The sequence below is a fragment of the Natrinema sp. CBA1119 genome (assembly GCF_002572525.1).
In the GTDB taxonomy this organism is placed as follows: Archaea; Halobacteriota; Halobacteria; order Halobacteriales; family Natrialbaceae; genus Natrinema.
Window position 1 is genome coordinate 45,868 of record NZ_PDBS01000002.1, and the last position, 22,999, is coordinate 68,866.

General features: G+C 51.7%; 15 protein-coding genes and 8 pseudogenes. 15 read left to right on the forward strand and 8 right to left on the reverse strand.

Features of this window, described 5'->3' with window-relative positions:
- Positions 1 to 173: 173 nt before the first annotated feature.
- Both CP556_RS20295 and CP556_RS20300 read right to left on the reverse strand, forming a co-directional pair.
- Positions 174 to 833, reverse strand: a complete 660-nt coding sequence (locus tag CP556_RS20295; RefSeq protein WP_394340748.1) for a CPBP family glutamic-type intramembrane protease — start codon at positions 831 to 833, stop codon at positions 174 to 176.
- Between the two features lie 1,033 nt (positions 834 to 1,866).
- Positions 1,867 to 3,696 carry a Na(+)/H(+) antiporter subunit D gene (locus CP556_RS20300; RefSeq protein WP_098727693.1) on the reverse strand — a complete coding sequence of 610 codons (1,830 nt, stop codon included), beginning with the start codon at positions 3,694 to 3,696 and terminating at the stop codon, positions 1,867 to 1,869.
- Between the two features lie 1,322 nt (positions 3,697 to 5,018).
- On the opposite strand from CP556_RS20300, the gene CP556_RS26890 reads away from it, so the two are divergent.
- From CP556_RS26890 to CP556_RS26895, 3 genes are all read left to right on the forward strand, one after another.
- Positions 5,019 to 5,237 carry a hypothetical protein gene (locus CP556_RS26890; protein WP_255291532.1) on the forward strand — a complete coding sequence of 73 codons (219 nt, stop codon included), beginning with the start codon at positions 5,019 to 5,021 and terminating at the stop codon, positions 5,235 to 5,237.
- A 280-nt stretch (positions 5,238 to 5,517) separates the two neighbouring features.
- Positions 5,518 to 6,834 carry an NrfD/PsrC family molybdoenzyme membrane anchor subunit gene (gene nrfD, locus CP556_RS20315; protein ID WP_098727532.1) on the forward strand — a complete coding sequence of 439 codons (1,317 nt, stop codon included), beginning with the start codon at positions 5,518 to 5,520 and terminating at the stop codon, positions 6,832 to 6,834.
- A 246-nt stretch (positions 6,835 to 7,080) separates the two neighbouring features.
- Positions 7,081 to 7,221, forward strand: a complete 141-nt coding sequence (locus CP556_RS26895) for a hypothetical protein (protein ID WP_255291533.1) — start codon at positions 7,081 to 7,083, stop codon at positions 7,219 to 7,221.
- Between the two features lie 224 nt (positions 7,222 to 7,445).
- Here the strand turns inward: CP556_RS26895 and CP556_RS26145 are convergent, their stop codons facing one another.
- Both CP556_RS26145 and CP556_RS20340 read right to left on the reverse strand, forming a co-directional pair.
- Positions 7,446 to 9,854, reverse strand: coding sequence for a PAS domain S-box protein (locus CP556_RS26145; protein WP_176548269.1), 2,409 nt, complete (start codon positions 9,852 to 9,854; stop codon positions 7,446 to 7,448).
- A gap of 226 nt (positions 9,855 to 10,080) precedes the next feature.
- A pseudogene (locus CP556_RS20340) lies at positions 10,081 to 10,902 on the reverse strand (IS5 family transposase).
- Between the two features lie 59 nt (positions 10,903 to 10,961).
- Between CP556_RS20340 and CP556_RS26900 the strand changes: the two are divergent.
- Together CP556_RS26900 and CP556_RS20345 are read left to right on the forward strand one after the other, a co-directional pair.
- Positions 10,962 to 11,136, forward strand: a pseudogene (locus tag CP556_RS26900) (polysaccharide deacetylase family protein); the annotation flags it as partial.
- An 84-nt stretch (positions 11,137 to 11,220) separates the two neighbouring features.
- A pseudogene (locus CP556_RS20345) lies at positions 11,221 to 11,718 on the forward strand (IS6 family transposase); the annotation flags it as partial.
- Positions 11,719 to 12,110: 392 nt separating this feature from the next.
- Here the strand turns inward: CP556_RS20345 and CP556_RS25495 are convergent.
- A complete protein-coding gene (locus tag CP556_RS25495; protein ID WP_141551725.1) occupies positions 12,111 to 12,893 on the reverse strand; it encodes a twin-arginine translocation signal domain-containing protein in 783 nt (260 codons plus the stop codon).
- A gap of 454 nt (positions 12,894 to 13,347) precedes the next feature.
- On the opposite strand from CP556_RS25495, the gene CP556_RS20355 reads away from it, so the two are divergent.
- A complete protein-coding gene (locus tag CP556_RS20355) occupies positions 13,348 to 13,716 on the forward strand; it encodes a hypothetical protein (RefSeq protein ID WP_098727534.1) in 369 nt (122 codons plus the stop codon).
- A 39-nt stretch (positions 13,717 to 13,755) separates the two neighbouring features.
- Here the strand turns inward: CP556_RS20355 and CP556_RS20360 are convergent, their stop codons facing one another.
- Positions 13,756 to 14,577: an IS5 family transposase gene (locus CP556_RS20360; RefSeq protein WP_098727535.1), complete on the reverse strand. Its 822-nt coding sequence runs from the start codon at positions 14,575 to 14,577 to the stop codon at positions 13,756 to 13,758.
- 45 nt (positions 14,578 to 14,622) lie between these two features.
- On the opposite strand from CP556_RS20360, the pseudogene CP556_RS20365 reads away from it, so the two are divergent.
- A pseudogene (locus CP556_RS20365) lies at positions 14,623 to 14,781 on the forward strand (IS6 family transposase); the annotation flags it as partial.
- 232 nt (positions 14,782 to 15,013) lie between these two features.
- Here CP556_RS20365 and CP556_RS25500 read toward each other — a convergent pair.
- Positions 15,014 to 16,213, reverse strand: a complete 1,200-nt coding sequence (locus CP556_RS25500; RefSeq protein WP_141551726.1) for a hypothetical protein — start codon at positions 16,211 to 16,213, stop codon at positions 15,014 to 15,016.
- A 465-nt stretch (positions 16,214 to 16,678) separates the two neighbouring features.
- On the opposite strand from CP556_RS25500, the pseudogene CP556_RS20370 reads away from it, so the two are divergent.
- The 5 genes and pseudogenes from CP556_RS20370 to CP556_RS20390 form a co-directional block, all read left to right on the forward strand.
- Positions 16,679 to 17,275, forward strand: a pseudogene (locus tag CP556_RS20370) (DDE-type integrase/transposase/recombinase); the annotation flags it as partial.
- A gap of 157 nt (positions 17,276 to 17,432) precedes the next feature.
- Positions 17,433 to 18,155, forward strand: coding sequence for a CPBP family intramembrane glutamic endopeptidase (locus CP556_RS20375; protein ID WP_098727536.1), 723 nt, complete (start codon positions 17,433 to 17,435; stop codon positions 18,153 to 18,155).
- Between the two features lie 109 nt (positions 18,156 to 18,264).
- Positions 18,265 to 18,771: pseudogene (locus tag CP556_RS20380) on the forward strand (IS6 family transposase); the annotation flags it as partial.
- A 57-nt stretch (positions 18,772 to 18,828) separates the two neighbouring features.
- The gene (locus CP556_RS20385) at positions 18,829 to 20,031 is read left to right on the forward strand and encodes an IS4 family transposase (RefSeq protein ID WP_098727537.1); all 1,203 of its coding nucleotides are present in this window, start codon (positions 18,829 to 18,831) and stop codon (positions 20,029 to 20,031) included.
- 202 nt (positions 20,032 to 20,233) lie between these two features.
- Positions 20,234 to 20,419, forward strand: a pseudogene (locus CP556_RS20390) (integrase core domain-containing protein); the annotation flags it as partial.
- A 99-nt stretch (positions 20,420 to 20,518) separates the two neighbouring features.
- Here CP556_RS20390 and CP556_RS27180 read toward each other — a convergent pair.
- A complete protein-coding gene (locus CP556_RS27180; RefSeq protein WP_343124887.1) occupies positions 20,519 to 21,214 on the reverse strand; it encodes a plastocyanin/azurin family copper-binding protein in 696 nt (231 codons plus the stop codon).
- A 386-nt stretch (positions 21,215 to 21,600) separates the two neighbouring features.
- Between CP556_RS27180 and CP556_RS27330 the strand changes: the two genes are divergently transcribed.
- From CP556_RS27330 to CP556_RS20405, 3 genes and pseudogenes are all read left to right on the forward strand, one after another.
- Positions 21,601 to 21,726 carry a helix-hairpin-helix domain-containing protein gene (locus tag CP556_RS27330; RefSeq protein ID WP_394340749.1) on the forward strand — a complete coding sequence of 42 codons (126 nt, stop codon included), beginning with the start codon at positions 21,601 to 21,603 and terminating at the stop codon, positions 21,724 to 21,726.
- Positions 21,720 to 22,097 (forward strand): annotated as a pseudogene (locus CP556_RS26910) (single stranded DNA-binding domain-containing protein); the annotation flags it as partial. The gene CP556_RS27330 and the pseudogene CP556_RS26910, both read left to right, overlap by 7 nt.
- 343 nt (positions 22,098 to 22,440) lie before the next feature.
- Complete coding sequence (locus tag CP556_RS20405) at positions 22,441 to 22,974, forward strand: hypothetical protein (protein ID WP_098727538.1); 534 nt, start codon at positions 22,441 to 22,443, stop codon at positions 22,972 to 22,974.
- Positions 22,975 to 22,999: the final 25 nt, after the last annotated feature.

Sequence of the window (22,999 nt, forward strand, 5' to 3'; positions counted from 1 at the left end):
AACTGTGAGATACTCATCCACTTATAGGACTATTGACTAGTTGTGGGAACTATACTACATCGTCGTATTCGCCGGCGTGAGCCGCTACTCTTTCGTAAACAAGTGGTGGGCATTCCAGCGTCGCTGAAGAATAGACTATCTACTGTGGGTGTATATGGCTAGTCTCTCCTCCCTTAGAGTGGGACTGGTAACCACGAGAGTAGTTCCATGACCTGCTCAGGGGGAAATAGTGGCTCATGGAGAACGAGCCAGTCTAGAAGAATAAGTCCTAGTCCGTGGGCGACAATCGATGGGAGGAGAGAATTACTGTTGTAATCGACAGCACCAAATAGTACGTCCGTCGGGCCAGCTAACAGCAGCTCAATTGGTGGTTTACCGACGTGGTGGAACGCATAGAGAACAGGGCTGATAAAGACGCTCTTGAATCCAATTTCACGGACACCGACACAGAGTAGTCCTCGATAGTACGTCTCGGCAGCGATCACCACTGCAAGCTGCTGGACAGCGTGTGGAAAAAATGACGATAGAGCAGGACTCGTTTCCCACATCGGGTAGTAGGCGCGTACTGTGGGTAATGAGGAGCCGACAAGGTAAAACGGAAGAACAAATAGTGCGAGCAAGGCAGTATTTCGGAGTACCTGGCGATCCACCCGCCAGCCGAGGTTTCGTCCATGTGTTACCGCGAGTACGCTCGGAATTAACACAAACAGAAGTAGATCTCGGATCACACGTAGCGTCAGGTCATCCGGTGGGACATCCCAGAGTCCCCATAGGACGCTCAAGGCAAGCCCGACCAACAACGATCGCTGGACCCAAGAAAGACCAAACAGCAAGGATCGTATTGTAGCAATATGAGTCACGTTCTTGCTTACTGGGACGCCTCAAATAAGGGTGTCTGGGTATACTGCTGATGAGATTCCGTTTAATATCATCTCCCAATATAATCAGTTCTATATTCTAGATACCTTATATTTTATTGGACGGAGATGGCAACTGAGATGGTGTTCGAACAAGTACACAGATCTCAGTCGCAGGTTGCGTACTCTCCGCTGGAAGGACGGGCGGCGTGAACGCCTCCCTTATCACATTCTGTATCTCTTAGGTATTGTTTGAAGAGGTTCCCAAATCATCCAGTAAACCGCTTCTTGTACCCATCTTGAAATTCGAATGCGATATGATAATCATCAAAGTGTGGTACTTTCTGTCGAAGCCCCCCGAATTGAACACTGTCGAAAGGTGCTGGGGCCAGCTGCAAGGGTGGTTCAAGTACCGCCTTATTCCAGATTCCTCGACGCTAAAAGACTATATCCCAGGGAATCAACACGCTTGACGAACCAAACATCTGGACGCACTTAACCGGTGAATATTCATTCTGTCACTATAAGTCGATGACGATAGACACTTTGATGCCAGCGCAACCGCTTGGTAATCCTTCTAACAATATGCGCGAACTTCATAGGCCCATGATGGCGATATATGAAAGTGACCGTCAAAATAATCTTCTCATCATTGTTGTATTGACCTAGTTATTCGCTTGTGTGAGTGAAGTTATAAGTGTTGTCAAACGCACTTAGTAGCTGACTTCTGACCGCCTTGTCGATTATGATGCTAGACCTTCCAAGGTCATTGACATACTCTACGGATCCCTGAACACAACCAGCTGAGTAGAGAGGGGACTCAGTATAGGATCAAAACACTATCTGATGCCTGTCGAGACCAAAATCCTCGAGATATAGATAATATCCTCAGGAGCTATTTCGAAGCCAGGCTACAACATCGTAGCGGACTACAGTAGGGAACTTTTGCCTCCATTCTGCATCAGAGGACGACTGGTGACCAAGGATGAATGCTGTCGGATCTTTTGCTTCAGACGACAAGATGCCACAGAATCACGGTTAGAACGAGCGTCAACAGCAAGATAGTCGTCCCAATACCTGTTCGGAGGTGGATTGTCGACGGCCGGCCACCATCGGCCGGCTGGTGATCGTCGACTTCAACTAGCCAGTCAGGGAGGCGACTCGCAGCTGCGTCGACGGCAAGGACAGGGTTGTTCCTAATCCAGTAACAGCGTTTAACCGTGCCGACGACGGCGTCATCAACCGCAGCATAGGTTTCGGTCACTGCGAGCATCGTCCACCGGCTACCGTAGTAAGTTGCGGGGAAGACGACCATTGCCGGATCGCCCAGATCGAGTTTCGAAAGCGGCTTCCGGACGATCACGAAAACGACGACCGCGATCGCAGTCAGAATGCCTGCGGTTTCGAGGTGACTTTGGCTGTAGGGGTGAAGTTCGCCGTGACCACCAGGGTATTCGAATTCGACGCCGTGGATCATCGGAGTGAGATCAGCCAGGCCCTGCCACCAGACGCCGAAGAGAAGACAAGCACCACCAAGCCCTAGCATCGCGACCGTCTGGCCGGGTTTCGCGTCCGCGACCTCAAGGTCACTATCGCCGTGGAAGAAGACGTAGTAACCGAGCTTAAGGAACGACAAAAGAGTCCCAATCGCACCGAGGTAAAGCAACCAGTACAGCGCCTGGTACTCGGGCTGGCCGTAGTAGTGGGGGTCGGCCGCGTTGAAGAGCATCCCCTTGCTGATGAAGCCGTTAAACCCTGGAATTGCGGTGATCGAGAACGCGCCGAGGCCGAACCCGATGGCGGTCAAGGGCATCTCACGCCAGAGACCACCGAGTTCATAGAGGTCCTCCTCGCCGGTCCGGTAGATGACGACGCCGACGGCCATGAATAGAAGGCTTTTGAAGAAAACATTGTTGAACAGATGAGCCATCGCACCGGCGACAGCGATCGGAGACCCAATTCCGATGCCAGCAACGATATACCCCAATTGGGCTTGGATGTGGTAGGAGAGTAGCGCCCGCATGTCGTGTTGCAGTAGGGCAAAGGTTGCACCGTAGACGGCCATCAGGCCTCCCATGTACGCAATATAGATTGACAGATCGCTCTGACCTTCCACGGGGAACGCCCGATAAAGCACGAACGCGCTCGTCTTCGTCGTATACACCGAAAGGAACACTGAAGCCGCGAAGTGGGGACGCGGGTAGGTGTCTGGCAACCAGACGTGAACACCGATGAAAGCGACATTGATACCCATTCCTAGTACTGCGAGCAATGCTGGAATCCCGTCGGCGATGCCGGCAGCGTCGTAGATGAACGTGCCAGACTTGACATAGTGGACTGCGACCGCCATCATCAGGAGTACCCCAGCGGTGCCGTGGAAGAGCGCGTACCGGAAACCAGCTCGGACCGCTTCACCCCCATACTGCCAGACCACCAGCGTGCTGGTCACCGCCATCAGTTCCCACATAAACAAGAGCACGAGCCAGTCGCCCGCGAACGCCGCCCCGATTGACGAGGAGACGTAGACGAGAGCGAAAGCGGTCAGCGTCTTACTGGCTTCACTCGAGTAAGCGTAGATGACGCTACAGATACCCAGAAAACCGAGCCCGAGGCCGATCATCCGGGAGAACTCATCGACATAGAATGGGACCACCTTGAACCCGAGGAAAGTGCCAGCCAGGTGCTGGCCCTCCGGCGCGACCAGCGAGATCGCTAGCACGGCCGCAAGGCTGAGCGCTCCGATGGCGAAGCCGGTGACACGCGGCAGGACGAGTACGAGCAGTGCCGCTATAAAGACGAATAGCGGCGGGTAAGCCATCGTCAGAACTTCAACTTCCATCATTCACCAGTGTCATTGTCCCTGTGACTGAATGTCAGCCAATCCCAGTGTGGTATACCGAGTATGTCGGCTTAATCGAGGTTGATCTGCATAGTCGACAGACTGACAGATGACTCCCATGTTCGATAGTGGGGTGTTCAGGCGTTCAACCGGCACAATGTTCCCCTCCAGATGGCCGTTGTGTGGAACTCATGGTTCTCGATGTTACTCGACTTAGGCGGTAGACGTAGGAAAACAATTTCGTTGTCAGCCTCTGTCTTGCTTTAACAGAAATCCGTGAGCCTACGTTGCTATTATTTATTATAGTAAATATATTACAATAATGCGTGAGATTCACCATTTGTCTTTCATGCGCAGATCTTATGACTGCCGTTGTGGTTTCATTTGTGAGGGTACATAACTTTGGAGGACGATTTTGATGTGCGCCTTTTTTCTGCGGCATATTGCATCGAACTCTCCACTCAGCAGGTGCGCTAACCTATCACTCGAATGGATTGACTGGATGTGATGAATAGAGAGTACGATAAGGATCAAAGGCCAGTAATTTCGCACCTTCGAATTATTATTGAAAACTCACCGTCTGTTAGCTCCTTTTGGTGGTGGAAGAAAGAGGTGGGATTAACCTTGAAACATTTCCCACAGATGCCCTCAGTGAGAGCTGCACGGCGGAATTTGATGAATGTAGGGAGCGTCAGTAGAGCATTGAATGGCATCTCAATCGCCTCGTCAAACAGACTTTCATCGGAAAAGAACATAAGCTCGAGATTACGTTATACTGCTGATCAGACATCCAGAAGAAATAGTCAAGATGCTTCGGCTGGTCAATCTTTCAGTCATAGCCCAACTCGTAGACCGGCTCACGCGATTGAGTGGCAGACTACTCGCTGGCGATTTAGGCACAAGCAACGACGAAGAGTAAGACGAGCCGATTGTCGATTCGAGTGTCAACCATAACCTTGCGTATTGCCGACTAACGAAGGCTGAGGGGTGTGGCGGCTCTCCTCTCCATTAACGCCAAACCGTTCCTGTTTAGGTTACTACGATGATCGGGGCAGTTATCATGAACCCTAACCCTTACAAGTTATATTTTAGTAGTTCAAATATGGTTGTATAGGCAAGTTGCTCCTTGCTAATTGGACGACAATTGGCGGTTTACACCATCGATCGCCTACAGTCGGCCAAGCAGGGTCGAGAAACACAGTTGCACGATCTCGACATTGCGACAATCACTTGTTAGAGCACGCTCAAATGCGGCCGCCAGTTCCCTTCCGACACTAAATGCTACGTGCCCTCCTTACTCGACTGGATCGTTCTCGGCTGTGATGGTCGGCGTCTCGCTGATCACGTACGGGTTCGTGTTCCTTACCCCGGGTGATCCGGCATACACGATCCTTAGAAAACAACGCCAGAGTCCCCCGCCGGCGTCCGAAGTTGCGGCCTTCCGCACCGAACACGGACTGGACGATCCTTTCCTCGTCCAGTACGTCGCGTGGTTCACTGACACGATCCAGGGAGATCATACTACCAGTCCAAACCCGTAACCTCCCTGATACTCGCACAAGTGCCGAATACGCTCGAGCTCGTGCTGGCGGCGACGGTCGTCTCGGTGCTAATCGGCGTTCCAATAGGCGTAGGAAGCGCTGTCTACCCTGACCACAAACTAGATCGGTAGGTACGATGTAGGATCTGCTCGAATATCTTCCCAAAATAACCCATCCTCCGAAACTGTGTGGGTAGGACTCAAGGTGAGATCGCTCTTATCGACTTGCAAATGCATAGCACGGTGGTAAATGAAGTGACAATGAGTCCCACTGTAGGACGATGGGAACAAAAACACCAAGCGAGGCCGACATCTTGCGCCCAATCGGAGCAACTTCGAAAACATACTTCGCGCTGGTCGCCATCGCAGGGCTAGCATTTGTTCTCTTCCTTATCGGCTGGGCCTATCAGCTACAAGAGGGGCTGATAGTCACCGGGCTCGGCGACTGGGGAAGTGGCGGCGGTGTTACTTGGGGGGTATATATCGGCGCATTCATTTGGTGGGTCGGTATCGCCCACGGCGGGATCATCCTCTCGGCTGCAGTCAGGCTACTCGAGATGGATCGGTACATGCCGGTTGCACGACTCGCCGAGTTACTGACCATTGCCGGTCTCTCTGCTGCAGGCTTTTACATCATTGTCCATCTCGGCCGGCCAGATCGGATGGTCACGAGCGTCGTCGGCCACTACCACATCACCGTCCACTCTTCACCGCTAGTGTGGGACGTAACCGTCATCACGGCCTACTTTGTACTGACAGCGACCTACCTCTCATTGACCCTGCGTTACGATGTGACTCGGCTACGTGACCAGTTGCCAGATCGCCTCGACCCGATCTACCGACTCATGACGATCGGCTACACCGAGAAGGAAGATGAGATCGTCGAGCGAATGGTCTGGTGGCTCGCTCTCGCGATTATCATCATGGCCCCGCTCTTGCTCCACGGCGGCGTCATTCCGTGGCTGTTCGCCGTGTTGCCGAGTTACCCGACTTGGTTCGGCGGCGTCCAAGGGCCCCAGTTCCTCACCATCGCACTGACCTCAGCGATCAGCGGCGTGATCCTCCTCTCATTGGCGTTCCGCCGCGCCTACGACTGGGATCACATCATCACCGACGATATTTTCCGCGGGCTGCTCCTGTGGCTCGGATTCTTCTGTCTCCTCTTCCTCTGGCTCCAACTCCAACAAAACGTCACCGGGCTATTCACGGCACCTGTCGATCTGACAATTGCGGCCACGGCGAGGGCTACTAACCCCATTTATCTTACCTCGATGTCACTGGTCTTCCTGACGCTTTCGTATATCTTCGCCCAAGCGATCCGGCCGGCACTATTCACTAAGCGACGGGCCGCTGTTTCAGGCATCGCTGTCCTCATCGCAACACTCCTCGAGAAGGTTCTGTTTGTCGTTGAAGGCTTTCTGGAACCGACGTTCAATATCTACGCCGCGGTCCCAGGCGTCTACATCCCGAGTCTAATTGAGATTGCGTCGATTACCGGGACAATCGGCATGGTCGGCCTGTTCTTCCTGCTTGTCGCCAAAGTGTTCCCGGTTGTCGAACTCCACGCGATCGAACACCTGCGCGACGACCACGAATAGCGATATACATCGTTATCTGCCAGCCGAATTTTTCGATAGTACCATATATGTCCATTATGCCGCGTCGTTCATAGTACATTCGATACTGGCGTTCAAATTGGTCAATGTAGTGAGAATATCGTGATAGACATTTGGCTTGTCGATATCTATGGTGGCTATGCACATCATCAGCTCCGATCGGTCACTCATAAGACTCCCGACATTGGCTGGTTCCGTACTAACCCTGGTGTCTTCAAAGAGAGTTCAATGCCCCTCGAGCGGGATGTAGTGGAGGGGATTCAGATCATCGTCTACAACACTGGAGACGCAGAGGTGTGGATTGACGATTTGTGGAGCCGCGAGAAGCTGGAGGAGGGGTACGTCATGATATCATGGGACGACGGATAAGAAGGTGGCACTGATCCACGACGAGTTTGGTGCTACTTGGCTCTGTTGAAATCCTATTTTCTGGACACCTTTCTTGTCAGAATAGTCGTTCTGCAGGTGTGGGACTGCTCCTTAGAGAAATCACCAGTTTCGATGGATAATTATGCGAGCGTGCTGCATACACAGCGCGTATTTCGTATTCGGTAGTTTAGCCGGCGACTCAGTGAAGTCGGTGATAGTTTCCTTCACTTGTTAGATTCACGAGCCGCGGGAAGAGTGAACGAAAACGTCGTTCCCTCGCCGGGCTCGGAGTCGATCCAAATTTCGCCGTCGTGGCGCTCGATAATACGTTTACAGAGCGCGAGCCCGATTCCCGTGCCGCTGCCCTCCTCAGTGGTGTGGAGGCTCTGGAAGATCTCAAACACACGGTCGGCATCCTCGGGGTCGATGCCGATCCCCTCGTCGCTGACCGAAAGCACCCACTCGTCGCCGGCCCGTTCGGCCCCAACATGGATATCGGGTGGGTCGTCTCCACTGTAGGTGATGGCATTAGAGAGGAGGTTCTGGAACACCTGGCGCAATTGCCTCGCATCGCCGTAGACGGTCGGCAACGACTCGACAGTGACGTCGGCGTGAGTCTCTTCGATCTTGATTGTGAGGTCGTCGCAGACTTCCGCGAGTACGTCGTCGAGATCGACGGGTTCGAACGGGTCCCCGCGCGTTTCGACCCGCGAATACTCGAGCAGCCCTTCGACCATGTCGCGCATCCGGTCGGCACCGTCGACGGCGAACTCGATGAACTCCCGGCCGTCCTCGTCCAGTTCGTCCGCGTACCGCCGCTCGATCAACCGGAGGTAGCTCGACACCATCCGGAGCGGTTCCTGGAGATCGTGGGAGGCAGCGTAGGCGAACTGTTCGAGGCGCTCGTTGGACGCTTCGAGCTGCCGCTGGTACTCTTTGCGCTCGGAAATGTCGCGGAGGACACCTGTGAAATACCGCTCACCGCGGTACCGGATCTCACTGAAAGAGACGGCCAGCGGGATCTCCGTGCCGTCGGCCCGCAGACCGGGTAGTTCGAGGTAATCCCAATCGAGGGTCCTCTCGCCGGTTTCCAGATATTGCATCATCCCGGCCCGGTGTTGGTCTTTCAGTTCGTCTGGCATCAGCTTGGTCAGCGAGGTTCCGATCAGTTCGTCCTGCCTGTACCCGAACACGTCCTCGACCGCCGGATTCACTGACCTGACGACGCTGTCCTTGTCGATGGTGACGATCACGTCGTTGATCGCCTCCATGACTGCTTGATATTGCTCTCCCAGTTCCGAGAGATCTTCCTCAATGATTACCACCCGATCGATATCCCCGTCATCCGTTTTGATTGGAGCGGCGTCGACCGAGAGCCACTTTCGTCGACCGTTCGGAAGTTCGACCTGAGCCGTCCAATCATAGATCGGCTCACCTGTTTCCTTAACCTTCAGAAACGGGTACTCTTCTAACGGGATTGGATTCCCCTCCTGGTCGTAAAACGTTCGACCGTCGGCTTCAAATCGGTCCTCATCCAACGGCAGGCCACGAATCGCCAGCGCCTGCTCGTTCACCCGCTGGACGTCGCCATCCGAAGAGAAGATAGAGATCCCGACGGGGGCGGCGTCCATCATTTCCGAGAGCAACTGGCGCTCTCGGTCGAGTTCGTCCTCGGCCTGCCGTCGGGAGACTAAGCCCCCGAGATCAGCTGCAATCGAGGAAACGACCTCGACCATATGTTCGTCCACTTCTCGGGACTCGGCCACGTAGAACCCGAGGACGACGGTCACCGTCTCATCCGTGAGAACTGGCACACCCAGGCCTGCCTTCAACCCCACCTCGGCTGCCAGCGCTGTTCGCGGATAGATATCCTCGGAGACCTCGGTCACATCGGGAAACCAGACTGGTTTTGCGGTTTCAACTACGCGGCCGGGGATGCCCTCTCCAGGAGAGAAACTGAACTCAGATGATTCGTCAGTGAATTTCTGGAAATCGTTCGATTGAACGTATGAAACCGGTAGTTTCTCCGCTTCACCGTCGTCTGAGACGAGCCAGGCTTGGCCGACCTCCCAGTCTGTCCAGTGGCACACGTCCTCCAGTACTGCCAACAGGCCATCTTCGAGCGATGCTGCTTCCGCTAGAGACCGGCTTACCGACAAGTGGAGTTGGTGTTCTTCCTCGGCGCGTTTGCGGTCAGTCATGTCTCGGGTGACCTTCGCAAACCCCTCCAGGTCACCATCGTCATCACGAATAGCCGTGATGGTCACGTTCGCCCAGAACCGCGATCCATCAGCACGGACACGCCACCCTTCGTCCTCTATGGAGCCCTGCTCAACGGCCCCGGTGAGGTTATTCTCGGGAACATTAGCTGCCCGATCTTCGTCTGTATAGAACGTAGAGAAATGTCGCCCGATAATTTCCTCGGCTGCATAGCCTTTAATACGTTCGGCACCGGGATTCCAGCTGACGACGGTTCCTTCCGAGTCGAGTCGGAAAATGGCATACTCTTCGACTGCATCCACGAGCGCGCGAAACTGCTGGTCCGAGTCCCCGGGCTCCCGTTCCCGGTTCTCCGCAGGTAGATCGGTATCCTCAGTGGATGGGTGGGAACCATCACCGCGCTCGTTGGTCATTACCTTTCCGTCGGGGTGTTAGCAGAAAAACTCTGCCTTCCAGTAGTTCATAGACCCTCGAGGCACCCAGGGGCTTTGAGCGTACTTTGCTTTCGCGACTCTCCTGAGAGTGGCTGGTGGAGCCACATCTTACGCCCGATTCACCCTCTGAGTCGGTCACGACTCTTTTGACGAGAATCAGAAGCGTTCGACCCATTTCGCTGTCTCGTTCCTCGATATCCGCTGTTCAGATCGACTTGTCGATGTTGTGAGTGAGACAGCCGACAACGAGTTCACGGAACTGCTTCCACCAGTGTCGTGAGCGGACGAATGCGCCATATTTCCGTTTGAGACTGGAGTTCACTGTCTCATTCTGACTCCGTTGGCCGTAGAGGTCGGCGTCCAGCCGAGCATTCCACGCCTTGTGGAGCGACGAAAATTCTCGGTGCTTGATGAGGGGACGAACACCAGCGTCACGGGCTAACGCGCGAACCTTCTGACCGTCGTATCCCTTGTCACCGAGGAGGATTGCCACATTCTCGGCATTCCGCTTGATGAGCGACGGTGCGATCTGTGAGTCGTGTTTTCTGGTCGTCGTCACGTGGAGATCGAGGATAGCATTCGCTCTCGTGTCTACGAGCAGTGTCACTTTCAACTGCTGAATCGTCAGCTTCGTTCGCTTCGTGTAGTGTTTCGAGGCGTGACTCCGGTCGAAGCCGGAAGCGTCGACCCCGACGACACCGTTAGTCGGGAGAAGCGTGATCGAGAGGTTTAGCAGGACACGTCAGACTGCCATATCGAGCCGGTTGAACGCTTTACACAACGTTGAGGGTGACGGGAGTTCGTCTAGATTAATGGCTTTCCGACTGCGGGGCATCTCGATGAATTCGTCGAGAAGCGTCCTGTAAGTCGTGTTCTTCCGAACTTTGAGACAGAGGAAAACGATGTGCTGGTGGAGTGTGTACCGGCGTTTGGGGAACTTCGATGAGTAGCGAGCGACAGCTCGGCGTGCCAAGTGCATCGCTTGCTCAACGAACCGGAGCAATTGCGATTTCGGGAGGGCTTCCATTCGGTCAGACTACCGGACGTTCCTGTAACTTCTTGAGGGTTTTAACAGAGCCTGCTACTTCTATATTAGGCGTTGTTCGACAATGGACGAGGAATAACCGCGACGGAATCATGACTACTGACCAGCTGTTAGAATGATTTACAGGGCGGGCATTACATTGTCTATCCCCACAGCAATTTCGACCAGACAGTTCTCGATATTGTTCCTGATTACTACTATGCTGGCGGCTTTAATTAGTCTGCCAATGTAAACACTACTGGATGTGAGGTGCTGTTTCGTTAAGCGTGAAAAGTGAGGCGGTACGATCTTCTGGTGTCAATGCCAAAAATCGACCGCATCAGCGGGTATAGCGACTGGATCGATTTGAGTTTTGTGGAGCGAGAGCAGACACCGCGTCAGCTGATGGAACTCGGTATTCGACTCCATCTTGCTGGCTTCTCGCTTTCGAATACCGTTCGAGGATTAGAGAGGTTCGGTGTCGAGCACAGTCGCAAGGCAGTCCATGATTGGGTCCACAAATGCGATATACAGCCGGCAGTCGACGAGGAACCGAATCACGTCGCGCTTGACGAGACGGTGATTCAACTTAACGAACATCGCTATTGACTGTACACTGCTGTCGATCCAGAAACGAACAATATACTCCATATACGGCTGTATTCGACGACCACGACTGCGTTGACAGAACGGTTCCTGCACGAATTCACTGAGAAACATGATCTTGATGATGCCGTGTTTCTCGTCGATGGGGCAAAACATCTCCAGACTGCACTCCGTCGATCTGGGCTCCGATTTCGATACGAAAAACATGGCTCTGTTGAAATCCTCTTCTTGAGAGAAGTATTTACGTGAATCTACTGCACACTACACATGCGTAATTAACACGTCTTGCACTGACCCATTTAATTGTTGTCAGTAGCGGTATGCTGCATACAGAGGGTGGACTCACGAGGGCGTGTATTTGGTTCACAGAACCTCTATTGTTCTCACTGTCGGGAGTGGTGCTGGTTTGCTACGAAGGAGGTGCGACCCGTACGACCGTTCGGCCGGTACTTACCGTGATTCGTACACGAATATCCAGCCATCCGCTCGCAGGGCATCGGAGCTGGTGGACACAGTTTCCAAGCCCTGCGGCCTCCTTTGGGAGGCTTTCTATGACACGCTCTTATCAACTAAGAGCGGCAGTCATTTTTGGAAGCCCAGGTTTTTCAGGGAAGAGCAGGTTCTGGGTCTTCAGGAATCATTTCGTCCCATAAAACCGACGTCCCTGCGTCGAGATCAACCCCTATAGGTCCTCCACCGGTAATAGACTTTATCGCCCCGCCAATTGGGTCCCAGGACCATGTGTGTTTGTAAGACCCCCAGATAGTTCCCGCAGTCCCATTAGTAACGAGTTCGCACTGTAATGAAATGTAACTCGTTGGTGGGAGACCTCCTCCATTTGGTCCCCAATCAAGATGAACTTCTGCAGCAAGACCTCCACCATCAATGCTCCCTGGCCAGAATTCGGCATCGTGATAACCATCATCTGACATAGCCATGGCCTGCACATTGGGGGTTCCAACTGTTGTCCATACATTTTCATCAAAACCCACACCAATAACATCAGGTACAAAAGTTGGGCTTCTAACACTTGAATTAACCCCATCCAATTTCATATTCACTGTGCAAAGTATTCTATTATACTCAGAAAGCTCTGAGAATATCACATTCAGTTCAGAGTCACTTTCAGTATAATGGTTAGAAGCGGTTCCGATCTGAGAATCATTCTTATCAGAATCGAAAGACCCCACTTTTGTGGTTGTCTGGGTATGCGCTATTCCATCCTTATCTAATAATCTTCCAACTAGGTCTGGACCCCCTTTGACGTATGCATGGAATATCTTGGAGGCGAGATCTTCCTCTTCCGGATTTGAAGCGCTAACTATACCAGTTCCGCTAAGTGCTGCCGTTGCCGTTACACCTCGAATGAACTGCCGTCTATTTGGCATACTATTCGCTATTATACTTGGATATATATATATAGTTTTCTAACTGTTAGTCGTGCTATTAGATCCGAAATATGAGTATTTCCTAATTTTAGATGCGATATTTAAGGCGCAACTTAATTAGATTGATATGATAAAGGTTATAGTTCCCCATCTTTCTACTCTAAATATGAATCACATTGAGTGGTTTCTGGGATTGATTGTATACCTTTTAGCAGTAATTATCTATGAGTTTGGGAGCGGGAACGTCCCATCCGTAATTTCGATTCCTATATTATTAATTGTCTATATGATGCCCATTTACCTAATATTTAGACATATTTTTGACCATAAATAATATTTGTCGGATCTGTTGAAATCCTATGGTTTCGATACTTCCCCGATGAATCAGACGTTAGGTAGGACTGCGTACTCACCACCAAAAGGATGATGAGGAGATGCAACGGTATCCATCTTTATGAAGGCCTCACACGTCGCCCTCGTCGGTGTTATAGCGAGCCTCGCAATCAACGGAGCAATTAGCGCCACTACAAATACAGCAACATACTTGGCAGTAACACCGGTTGGAATCGCGGTTTACCTTATCGTGGGAATCGGTGGGCCGCAAACGTATATCGGTCAACAGAATGGTTCCAGTATGGAACTGGGAATGGGTGTTCTCGCAATTGTCGCTGGATTGGTTTCGCTGGGGGTAGGTGTCTTGGGAAGTGGGGTTCTCGCAGACTGGGGGACGGGATTCGTTAATCTTCTCCTCATTCTGGTCCTTGGAATTATCCTTTGGGCGGGAGTCAGACAGTTCGCAGAGGGATACTCCTCCACTGCGTAAACTATGGTTAACCATCAGTAGTTCATCTGGATCTAACGTTCAGAGTGTTTTGTCGATGTTATGGGTGAGACAGCCAACAGCGAGTTCACGGAACTGTTTCCACCAGTGGCGTGAGCGGACGAATGAGCCATATTTCCGTTTGAGCCGGGAGTTCACCGTCTCGTTCTGACTACGCTGACCGTAGAGGTCGGCGTCCAGCCGAGCGTTCCACGCCTTATGAAGCGACGAAAACTCACGGTGCTTGATGAGCGGGCGAACACCAGTCTCACGGGCTAAAGCACGGACCTTCTGGTCGTCGTACCCCTTGTCGCCGAGGAGAATCACTACTTCACCAGTATTCCGCTTGATGAGCGAGGGCGCGATCTGCGAGTCGTGTTTTCGTGTCGTCGTCATGTGTACGTCGATAATTGCGTTCGACCTCGTATCTACGAGGAGCGTGACTTTCAACTGCTGAATCGTTAATTTCGTTCGTTTCGTGTAGTGCTTCGAGGCGTGACTGCGGTCAAAGCCGGAAGCGTCGATCCCGACGACACCGTTGGTCGGGAGGAGTGTAATCGAGAGGTTGAGCAGGACGCGCCAAACTGCCATATCGAGTCGATTGAACGCCTTACACAACGTCGAAGGAGAGGGGAGTTCCTCCAGATCGATGGCTTCCCGAATCCGAGGCATCTCGATAAGTTCGTCAAGCAGGGTTCGGTACGTCGTATTCTTCCGTACCTTGAGACAGAGCAAGACGATATGCTGATGAAGCGTGTACCGCTGTTTCGAGAACTTCGAAGAGTAGCGGGTAGTAGCTCGCCGAGCCAAGTGATACGCCTGCTCAACGAACCGAAGCAACTGCGACTTTGGGAGGGCCTGCATTCGGTCACACTACCGCTTGAACCTGTAACTCTCTGAGGGTTTCAACAGAGCCAAAAACATGGAAATCGGAACGCTTCTGAACGTGTCTTCTGCGAGATAAATCGACGTACCTATTCATTCTCAAACTGTTTCAGTCACGCACAACCGTCAACAGCCAAATCGTGGCTCCAAGCCTTCGCCGTCTGGCATAATGCTATAAACTAAACATGACCGGATGTGATTAGCAATGTTCGATCACGTCCGCTCGGAGGTCTCAAAAATGGGAGAGAAGTGACTGTGCAAGATCAGTTTGTGAGTCGGTTCTACTAGCGACTTCCTTCTCGTAGGCGAGATAGCTTTAGTCATCTGCTGAGTGTCAACTGTCCTAATTATAAGTCAATAAGGATTAGCAGGCCAGAATTCAGGACCTATCGTAAGCCTATGGAATTCTTCTATTTCAATCCGTTGAAACGCTCGAGTTGGGAACCGTATGAGTGGGGAGCCGTGCTGATTCGACGGAATATACCAGAGTCCCGGTGAACAGGAGGATACTCGATATAACAAATATTGAAGTGAAAGGAGAAGCAGCATCAACGAACACCCAGTATACTGGTGCTGCAACCGTTGGCCCAGCAGCTAAAAGTACGATTTGAGACACAAGAGGACCACAACAACCACAAGTACACGTTCCGAGGATTGCAGCAGATTTAGTGGTGTTCTCCGCTATTCCGGCTTGTTCTTCAGCACGCCAGTAGCGAGCGATAAGTGCAGCATTCAAGCCGACCAGTACACTCAATAACCCTACGACAGTAATTACTCCGATCGAAATTGCAAAGAACAGCGGGACTTCTGGAAGCAATACTTCAAGCGTAGGCCACATAACGAGCTGGTATCGCACAGACATGACCGCAATCGTTACTTCTCCTGGGCCCCCGTCCTCTAATATAAATGATATATATCCTGTTGTTGACATAAAGAAAAGTGCCATGATGAATCCAACACCAATTCCAAATCTCCGAGCTACCTGATCCTGTAGAACTGCTTTAAATACAGGCCTTGCGTCTTTCCAGAGAATATACCCCACAAAGAGGGGGGTGCTCAAGACAATCGCATAGCCGAGCGGATGGGAATCACTATTATACCCTGGCAGCAGATTTGGATACATAATCCAGAGGCCCATCAACATTCCGAGAGACATATAGCGAGGACGTGTCGGCCATCGGAGCCATCCAATAATGAAGCTTGACAATATAATTAGCATGCCAACGGATAATGAAAGCGGTTGGTACCAAGATCGCGGAAACGGTATTGAGCTCGCTGTATACGTCGGCTCCGGTGCTAACCCTTCAAAGAGGACAGCTCCGACAGCAGTCACGACAATTCCGAAGAACACCGTATAAATTGCGACTGTCGGCGAGATATAGTTCGTACGCTTTAGAAGGAGAGTCCCGCCAAGGACTGCCATTCCGCTGAGAATAATGACGGCTCCATGCCATTGTGAGAGTCCCGAGGTTGCAGTCCCACCGTGTGCAGACACAGTTGGCAGTTGTGTGAGGATAATAAACGCACACACGAGAAGAGAGAGGTACCGTCTATATTCTTGGAACTCCAATCTCCCGATGATCCTCTCTCTTGTTAGCCATTGATTCGGTTCCATTAGCGAACCTTACCCAGTGAGCCACTTCTACCTGACGGATACGAACGATAGACTATAATGTTGGATGGCTTTTGTCCAGCACAAATCACAGCAGTCAGACTGATGTTACCTTCTTGAGGAGAAAATGCCTGTAACTTTCGATAGAAACCCGGAAGAAGACTGCCTTCTATAATCACTGTCATTTGAAGATGCTTCTATCTCTTCACTAGGGACGTCTTCTTCAGAATCACTTCCGCCTTCGGGATCTTGACAATAGATGCACATCCTTATGATTGGTCATACACTCTCACATGTATAGACCTACCGGGGATTGATTAATATTCTGCTATGAAATGGACAGATTCTACTATCACGTTCAAGTGAGGAACATGTTTGTAGTAGTGTCTAAATTGTCAGAGCAAGTAATGCCAAAGTTGTCACAGTGTATCTGTCACTCGAAGAGTTCCTCAACGGGAGTTTAGACGCGATTTAGAAGATTTTTGGGGGAACGAACGGACGATGACGCCCATCAGGGTGTTCGCCGTCTGTCTCCACGAAACTAGCTGTTCGCTTCGAGAGACATCAATAATCTTCGTTGAATTAGGCGTCGAACGCCCTCACGTGGTGGTCTATAATTGGATACCTCGGCTAGCTGACAGCGGACGTGACCCGTCGACGGCAACGCCGTCGCGGGTCGCTGTTGACGAAACCGCTGTTAAGATAAACGGCGGGTGGTCTTGGTTGTATGATGCAATAGACATCGAGTCAAAGTTAATTCTTGATGTCGCGTTGTTTGGTCAGTATGGCACTGATCTGGCAACTGCACTCCTCCAGAAACTCCGCAAGAACCCCGATCTCTCGGAGACGGAATTTCACGTCTGTCAATTCGGCTATCGGACTGCCCTCTCACGAATAGGACTGAGCGGTCGAGTTAACTATACTAACCGAAACACATCAGGGAGTGGTTTCACACTCAAAATGTGTATTGGCCGCTTCCATACCCTGTGGGTGGACAGCCGGGCGAGTGTCCGCGAGTAGCTTGAACAGTTCATGCATTACTACAACCATCAGAGACCATATTAGGATCTCGACGGAAACACATCAGCCGAGGTGGTTCAGAACTAGACAATGACCGACAACATATATCATGCAAACTGACGGAAGTCAATTATCTGTTCAGAACCGCGCTTAGTAAATCGAACTTTGTTTATAATGTCCTCCCCAAGATACACGCAACGGGATGAACGATTCACGTATCCAATCGACCTCTACAGCTATCGGTCTCACCTATGGATCGTATATTATTGGAAATATAGTCCTTATCATTGCGGCACTTATCTTGGGGGCCATCGGTCTAAACCTCACGGCACAACCATCACTCCACGTATTACTCAGTACAGTTCTGCTCCAGGGAGTGACCTATGGTGGTATTGCGATCATCTATCTCAAAGTTCGTAATCTCGATTTCGAATTTGTTCCGTTCTCTATACCGAGTAAACGGGACCTTGTTATTACCGTTATTGGAACGGTAGTCATTCTCGGACTTCTTTTTGTAATGTCATCGGCTATTTCGTATCTTGGGCTAGAGTCAGCCCAAAATAAGGTCGTCGAGATCGGCCAGCAGAGTCCGGCGACTTTTCTTCTCCTCATCCTCCTCTCGTTTCTATTGGTTGGGCCTGGTGAAGAGTTGCTGTTTAGAGGGCTTGTCCAAGGTGTACTCCGAGAATCATTTACACCAGCCCGAGCGATCGTTCTCGCCAGTGCCTTGTTCGCCTCACTCCATCTTTTCTCCCTCACGGGAAATGGGAAGTTCGTGTATATTGGTATTACTTTTGTACTCGCCCTCGTACTTGGGGCAACGTATGAATATACGGAGAATATTATCGTACCATCACTTATTCATGGCACATACAATGCCATTCAGTTCGCCATTGCGTATTTAGCTACAACTGGAAATGTATGAATAATTATAAATATGGTTGATACCTGTAAGTGAAAATAACTATATCATTATCTGGCACCGTCTAGTTAGCGCGGTTTGAGAAGTGAGCAGGTCGTAGAGTTGGTTTGGAATGACACTCGCAGACCTGCTCAGCGAGAGCTATGCGGCGGATTTAGAAGAATCTTGGGAGAATGAGCGGACGGCGACGCCCGTCAGGGCGTTCGCCGTCCGCCTCCATCAGACCGGTTGTTCTCTTCGGGAGACAACAATTCTCGCTGAATTAGGCATTGAACGCTCACATGGAGCGGTCTGGAATTGGGTACATCGGTTAGCTGACAGCGGTTGCGACCCGCCGACGGCGAAGCCGTCAAGGGTCGCGGTTGACGAGACCGCTGTCAAAATCAACGGCGAACGGTCTTGGTTATATGCTGCAATAGACATCGAAACAAAGTTGATTCTCGATGTCGCGCTGTTTGGTCGGCACGGCACTGATCCAGCGGCTGCGTTTCTGCATATCACCGAGAAACACGATCTCTCAGAGGCTGAGTTTCTCGTCGATCAGTTCGGCTACCGGACTGCCCTCTCCCGATTAGGACTGAGCAGTCAGATTGACTATACCGACCGAAACCTGATCGAAAACTGTGCCGTTTCGAGTACTTAAATTCGATCTTAGCCCGTTAGATTGAGAGAGACGATGACAGAAGCAGTTCATTCTCGGACACAGCGTTCTTCGCGTCAGACCCTATCCGAGGAGTACAGTCAGTCACCAACGACCGCGAGCGAATTTTACTCGCTGCTCGACGAAGTCGACAGCGAGTTCATCGCCGACCAATTCGAGATCGGCAGGTACACTGCCAAGCACGACTTTGAGAATCATCTCAAGATCGGTGTCTTCGAAGGGATTCACCCGTCTGATTCACTCGCTGAACTGGCCGAGAAGACGGCCACGCATAAGCAACTCGAAGAAATGGCTGCTTCGACGTTCTCCCGGCATACGAACGACCGCGACTATCGCGCGGTCGTTCGTGTCCTCTTTGGGCTACTCCATTCACCGCAGCTGTATCACCAGCGTAATGTCCAGCGCAAGCGGTTGGAATGGCTCGATCGAGCAGTCGTCGCTATCGATGGAACAAATCTAGCTCTCACTAGATCAGTTACTATTCCGAGTAAGCTTGATAATAACGAGGTCATTGACGAGATTAAACCAAGCAATTGGGGCCTCAAATTCAATCTCGCTGCACGTGTGGACGGACACGCCAAGAGGTTGCTTGGCGTGTCCGTCACAGCGGGTGAGACACGTGAACCAACCCAGTTCGATCATCTCCAAGACGACGTCGAGGTCTTCGCAGACCTCGACTCGCCAATTCACGTGTTCGATCGGGGCTATCTCGATTATAACCGCTTCTGTGCGTTGAAAGAGCGGGAAAAGGACTTCGTGTGTTTGTTGCAATCAGATTCTCGGGTCGATATCCTGGATTCGCTCCAGGACATCGACATCACTGACGAAGCAGGAACGCGCCACGTACGTGACGAGCTGATTGAACTCGCCGAGACCGGCGAAACGTTTCGACGGATCCTGTTTGAGGACGTGGACGGAGAGGAGATAGCGTATCTAACAACGCTATCTTCTGCAAATTACGATCCCATAGATGTGATGAATATCTACACGCTTCGGACATTGATCGAGATTCTGTTCCGGGAGTTGAAGCAGTATACGAACATCGAGAATTTCCATTCACAATCGGTGAACGGCGTGTTGTTCGAGTTGTTCTGTACATTGATTGGTTACATCCTGATCGAATGGTTCCGGCACTGCCACCCCCTTCGGGGTGGCGTGCCGGAAGCGATCCGTCTCATCCGTACACACTGGAATCAGTCGCTTCCCGTGTACGGGTGACTCACTCAAGACTCCATGAGAGCGCCGCCGCAGGAGCGGCGGCACTCTCCAGAGGGGGAGAGTCACGCATAATTGAAACTGAATCTAGAGAATTACGGCTGGTTGAGTACATCTGCAGCAGGTTCCTTCAGCATTGACCGCTTCGTGCTCTGATGAATCACAGCCTCTCGTGTCGTCGATAGCTCAGTAGTCTTATCAAGTCGAAACAGGACAGATCGAAAAGTGGTTTCGTACCCTCAAAATGCGGATCGACCGCTTCCATAACTCGTGGGTTGGCAGTCGGGCGAGCGTCCGCGAGTGGCTTGAACAGTTTATGCACTACTACAACTGTCAGGGACCGCACCAAGCTCTCGATGGAAAGACGCCGGTCGAGGAGGTGCAGAACTAGACAATGTCCATTATATTATTTTACTATATATTTTGACTTACGGGTGATGACCAATCAAAATATTGGTTAGTTGTATCTTAATTAGTTCTCTTATATAAATTATCTATTGAAATGACTATACGATACAGAGTTCTGATTGGTTATTATCTGACTTTCCGGAACATCACCGTCCGGCGGCATACTTCCTTCGGCTGGACCTCCAGGTTCTCCAACGACTATTCGACCAACCATACCCTGTGATTTGTGGGGGATGCAGAAGTAATCATACGTACCAGGTTCCTGAAAGGTATGTGTGTAGGTCGCCCCCTGCTTGGTTAGCGTTTTACTAGTGAATGCCTTGGCATCTTCAGGGAAACGCGTCTCTGAAACTAATTTATTCCCCCCCTTATATGCTGTCGCCGAGTGAGCTCCACTTTGAAGCTTGAAGGCGACAGTGTCTCCCGATCCCACGAATAAGCCAATGGGATCGAAGTAGTGGTTGTCACCTTCCGTAACCATTTGGACTGTATTTGAAGCTCTGTCAGACCCGCCAGAGTTACTGTTAGACTCTTGGATGTCCGTCGTAGAGCCAGTATCCCCATTCTTATTACTAGATCTACTGCATCCTGCAAGGATAGTTACACCGCCAGTAGCGGCAGTGCCCACTATCTGAAGAAGGGATCGCCGTTCCATAGCCCATCTCCACGCTCTGATCACATAAAGAATAAACCCGATTCCGGGGAAGGAGGAATTGTCGCTTTTTATAGAGTTATACCACTGCTGTCTATAGTATAATAGAATTGTACTCTGTGACATTCCTCGCCGTAGCCGAGATCGGCCTACTGTGTATCTAATGGCCACACTGTTACCTAATCTCGGCCTCTCTCATGAACATCATCAACAGAGGGAACCCTAACTCCAGCCTCTGTCGGAGTTTCTGAAAACCGTGGCTTCTCTACAGCGTCATGGTCAGCAGCGGCGCTGCATTAATAACCAGTCTAGCTGTGTCAGTTGTCCGTGAGCAGCTACAGGACGACTCCGACCCTGATCCCGTCGCCGACCTTCGCGAGTAGTACGCTGCCGGCGAGATCGACCATGTAGAGTTCGAACGCCAGCTCGCGTTCTACATTGACGACCACAACGAGCGAATCTAGACTATCGTCGAGGACATCAACGGCGTCAGGCCGGCGACAGGCAAGGCGATCACTCGCAAGTTCGATTCGCTTGATGAGCTGCGGGCGAGTGGTCGAGATCAGCTTGAGGGCGTGCATGGCGTTGGCGAACAGATGGCCGGTGCCATCCTCGAGCGGCGATCAGCTAGCGTTTGAGTGAGGCCGTCGTCAGTGGCCAAGATTTGACGAGTACGGTCGTCAACGTGTTTGAGGAGCTGCAGACGGCCCTCGAATAGGTAGTTCTCATCACAGAACTCAAGGAAGTTTCCCGAAAGGAAGTGAGCATCGAAGAGTGTGTCAAAACCCTGTGAGAACCCTCACATTCGAGCATTGCACAGGTCAGGCTCATTGCGGACGACAGTGGCCAGACGCGCGTGACAATCGTGGAAGTCATCAGACGCGCCGTGATCGAAGAAGGCGAGCAAGTGCGCATTTACAAGGCTACTCAGAACTGGCATGAATGACGTGTCTCACTGGCCGTGACCGGGTGGACGACGGTCCACTTCCCCGAGCGCGGCCGTTGGTAGGAATAGCCAGGGTGGAGCCCTTTTTTACTGGTGTGAACGCAGTCACCGCCACCTCCTATCTCCTCCACGGTCCGGGCTGTTCACGACCGATGGCCGTTTCGCTGCCGGACTTTCGCCATAGCATAAGTTCGTGCTGCCGCTAACTCAACGGCCTGCAGTAACGATTCATCAGTCTATATCCTGCAGTTGCACCGAAAATTACTGACAGGAGTTCATATGGAAGGGCTAGTGCGTCCGGGACGTTCAGGGAGGAATGATAGTATATCACAACAATAAATTATAGACAGAACGGAGTCAAGTCGACTACGGAACACTTATTCGCCTCACGACACCTATTTTTGATATGGGAGTTCTCGAGCAAATGCTGGGCAAGACTGAACCCGGCGAACAGGGTATCAAAGAGCAATCGTACACGCTCCCGAAAGAGACACATGGCTTCGTCTATCCCGTCGCAGTCCGGCGCGACGAAGTCGAGACGTTCGCCGAACTTGTCGAGGCCGAAGCGGACGCATCGCCGCTTGCGGACACCAGCGACGACCTCCAGTCGGTCTTCGATGGGATGGTCGGCGAGGGGGAGATTGACACCGAGGAGCTGGCCGAGCAACTATCCAGTCCCCGGCAGGCAGTCGAGCCCATAATCGATACCTGGCAGGACGCAGTCGACCAAGACATCGGCGTCGTCTACGCCCGCGTGGGTGCCTACGAGAACCTGCTGGCGTTCGTCAAGTTCTGCAAGCAACGTGACGAAGATGTCGACGACCCGTTCAAACTTCCAGAGACCTTCTCGAAGGCGGCGGCGCTGCTCAAACGTCTCGAGGAGGGAACCGATACCCGGTATCGCGCGCTGGTCCACACTGACCTCTTGCCTGATCAATAATGGGACCCCGCGAACAGCTTTCGCT

Excerpts from the sequence above, each read along its gene's own strand:
- CP556_RS20300 (WP_098727693.1), bottom strand. The coding sequence starts at position 3,696 with ATGGAAGTTGAAGTTCTGACGATGGCTTACCCGCCGCTATTCGTCTTT.
- CP556_RS26890 (WP_255291532.1), top strand. The coding sequence starts at position 5,019 with ATGGTCGGCGTCTCGCTGATCACGTACGGGTTCGTGTTCCTTACCCCG.
- nrfD (WP_098727532.1), top strand. The coding sequence starts at position 5,518 with ATGGGAACAAAAACACCAAGCGAGGCCGACATCTTGCGCCCAATCGGA.
- CP556_RS26895 (WP_255291533.1), top strand. The coding sequence starts at position 7,081 with ATGCCCCTCGAGCGGGATGTAGTGGAGGGGATTCAGATCATCGTCTAC.
- CP556_RS26145 (WP_176548269.1), bottom strand. The coding sequence starts at position 9,854 with ATGACCAACGAGCGCGGTGATGGTTCCCACCCATCCACTGAGGATACC.
- CP556_RS25495 (WP_141551725.1), bottom strand. The coding sequence starts at position 12,893 with ATGCCAAATAGACGGCAGTTCATTCGAGGTGTAACGGCAACGGCAGCA.
- CP556_RS20355 (WP_098727534.1), top strand. The coding sequence starts at position 13,348 with ATGAAGGCCTCACACGTCGCCCTCGTCGGTGTTATAGCGAGCCTCGCA.
- CP556_RS20360 (WP_098727535.1), bottom strand. The coding sequence starts at position 14,577 with ATGCAGGCCCTCCCAAAGTCGCAGTTGCTTCGGTTCGTTGAGCAGGCG.
- CP556_RS25500 (WP_141551726.1), bottom strand. The coding sequence starts at position 16,213 with ATGGAACCGAATCAATGGCTAACAAGAGAGAGGATCATCGGGAGATTG.
- CP556_RS20375 (WP_098727536.1), top strand. The coding sequence starts at position 17,433 with ATGAACGATTCACGTATCCAATCGACCTCTACAGCTATCGGTCTCACC.
- CP556_RS20385 (WP_098727537.1), top strand. The coding sequence starts at position 18,829 with ATGACAGAAGCAGTTCATTCTCGGACACAGCGTTCTTCGCGTCAGACC.
- CP556_RS27180 (WP_343124887.1), bottom strand. The coding sequence starts at position 21,214 with ATGTCACAGAGTACAATTCTATTATACTATAGACAGCAGTGGTATAAC.
- CP556_RS20405 (WP_098727538.1), top strand. The coding sequence starts at position 22,441 with ATGGGAGTTCTCGAGCAAATGCTGGGCAAGACTGAACCCGGCGAACAG.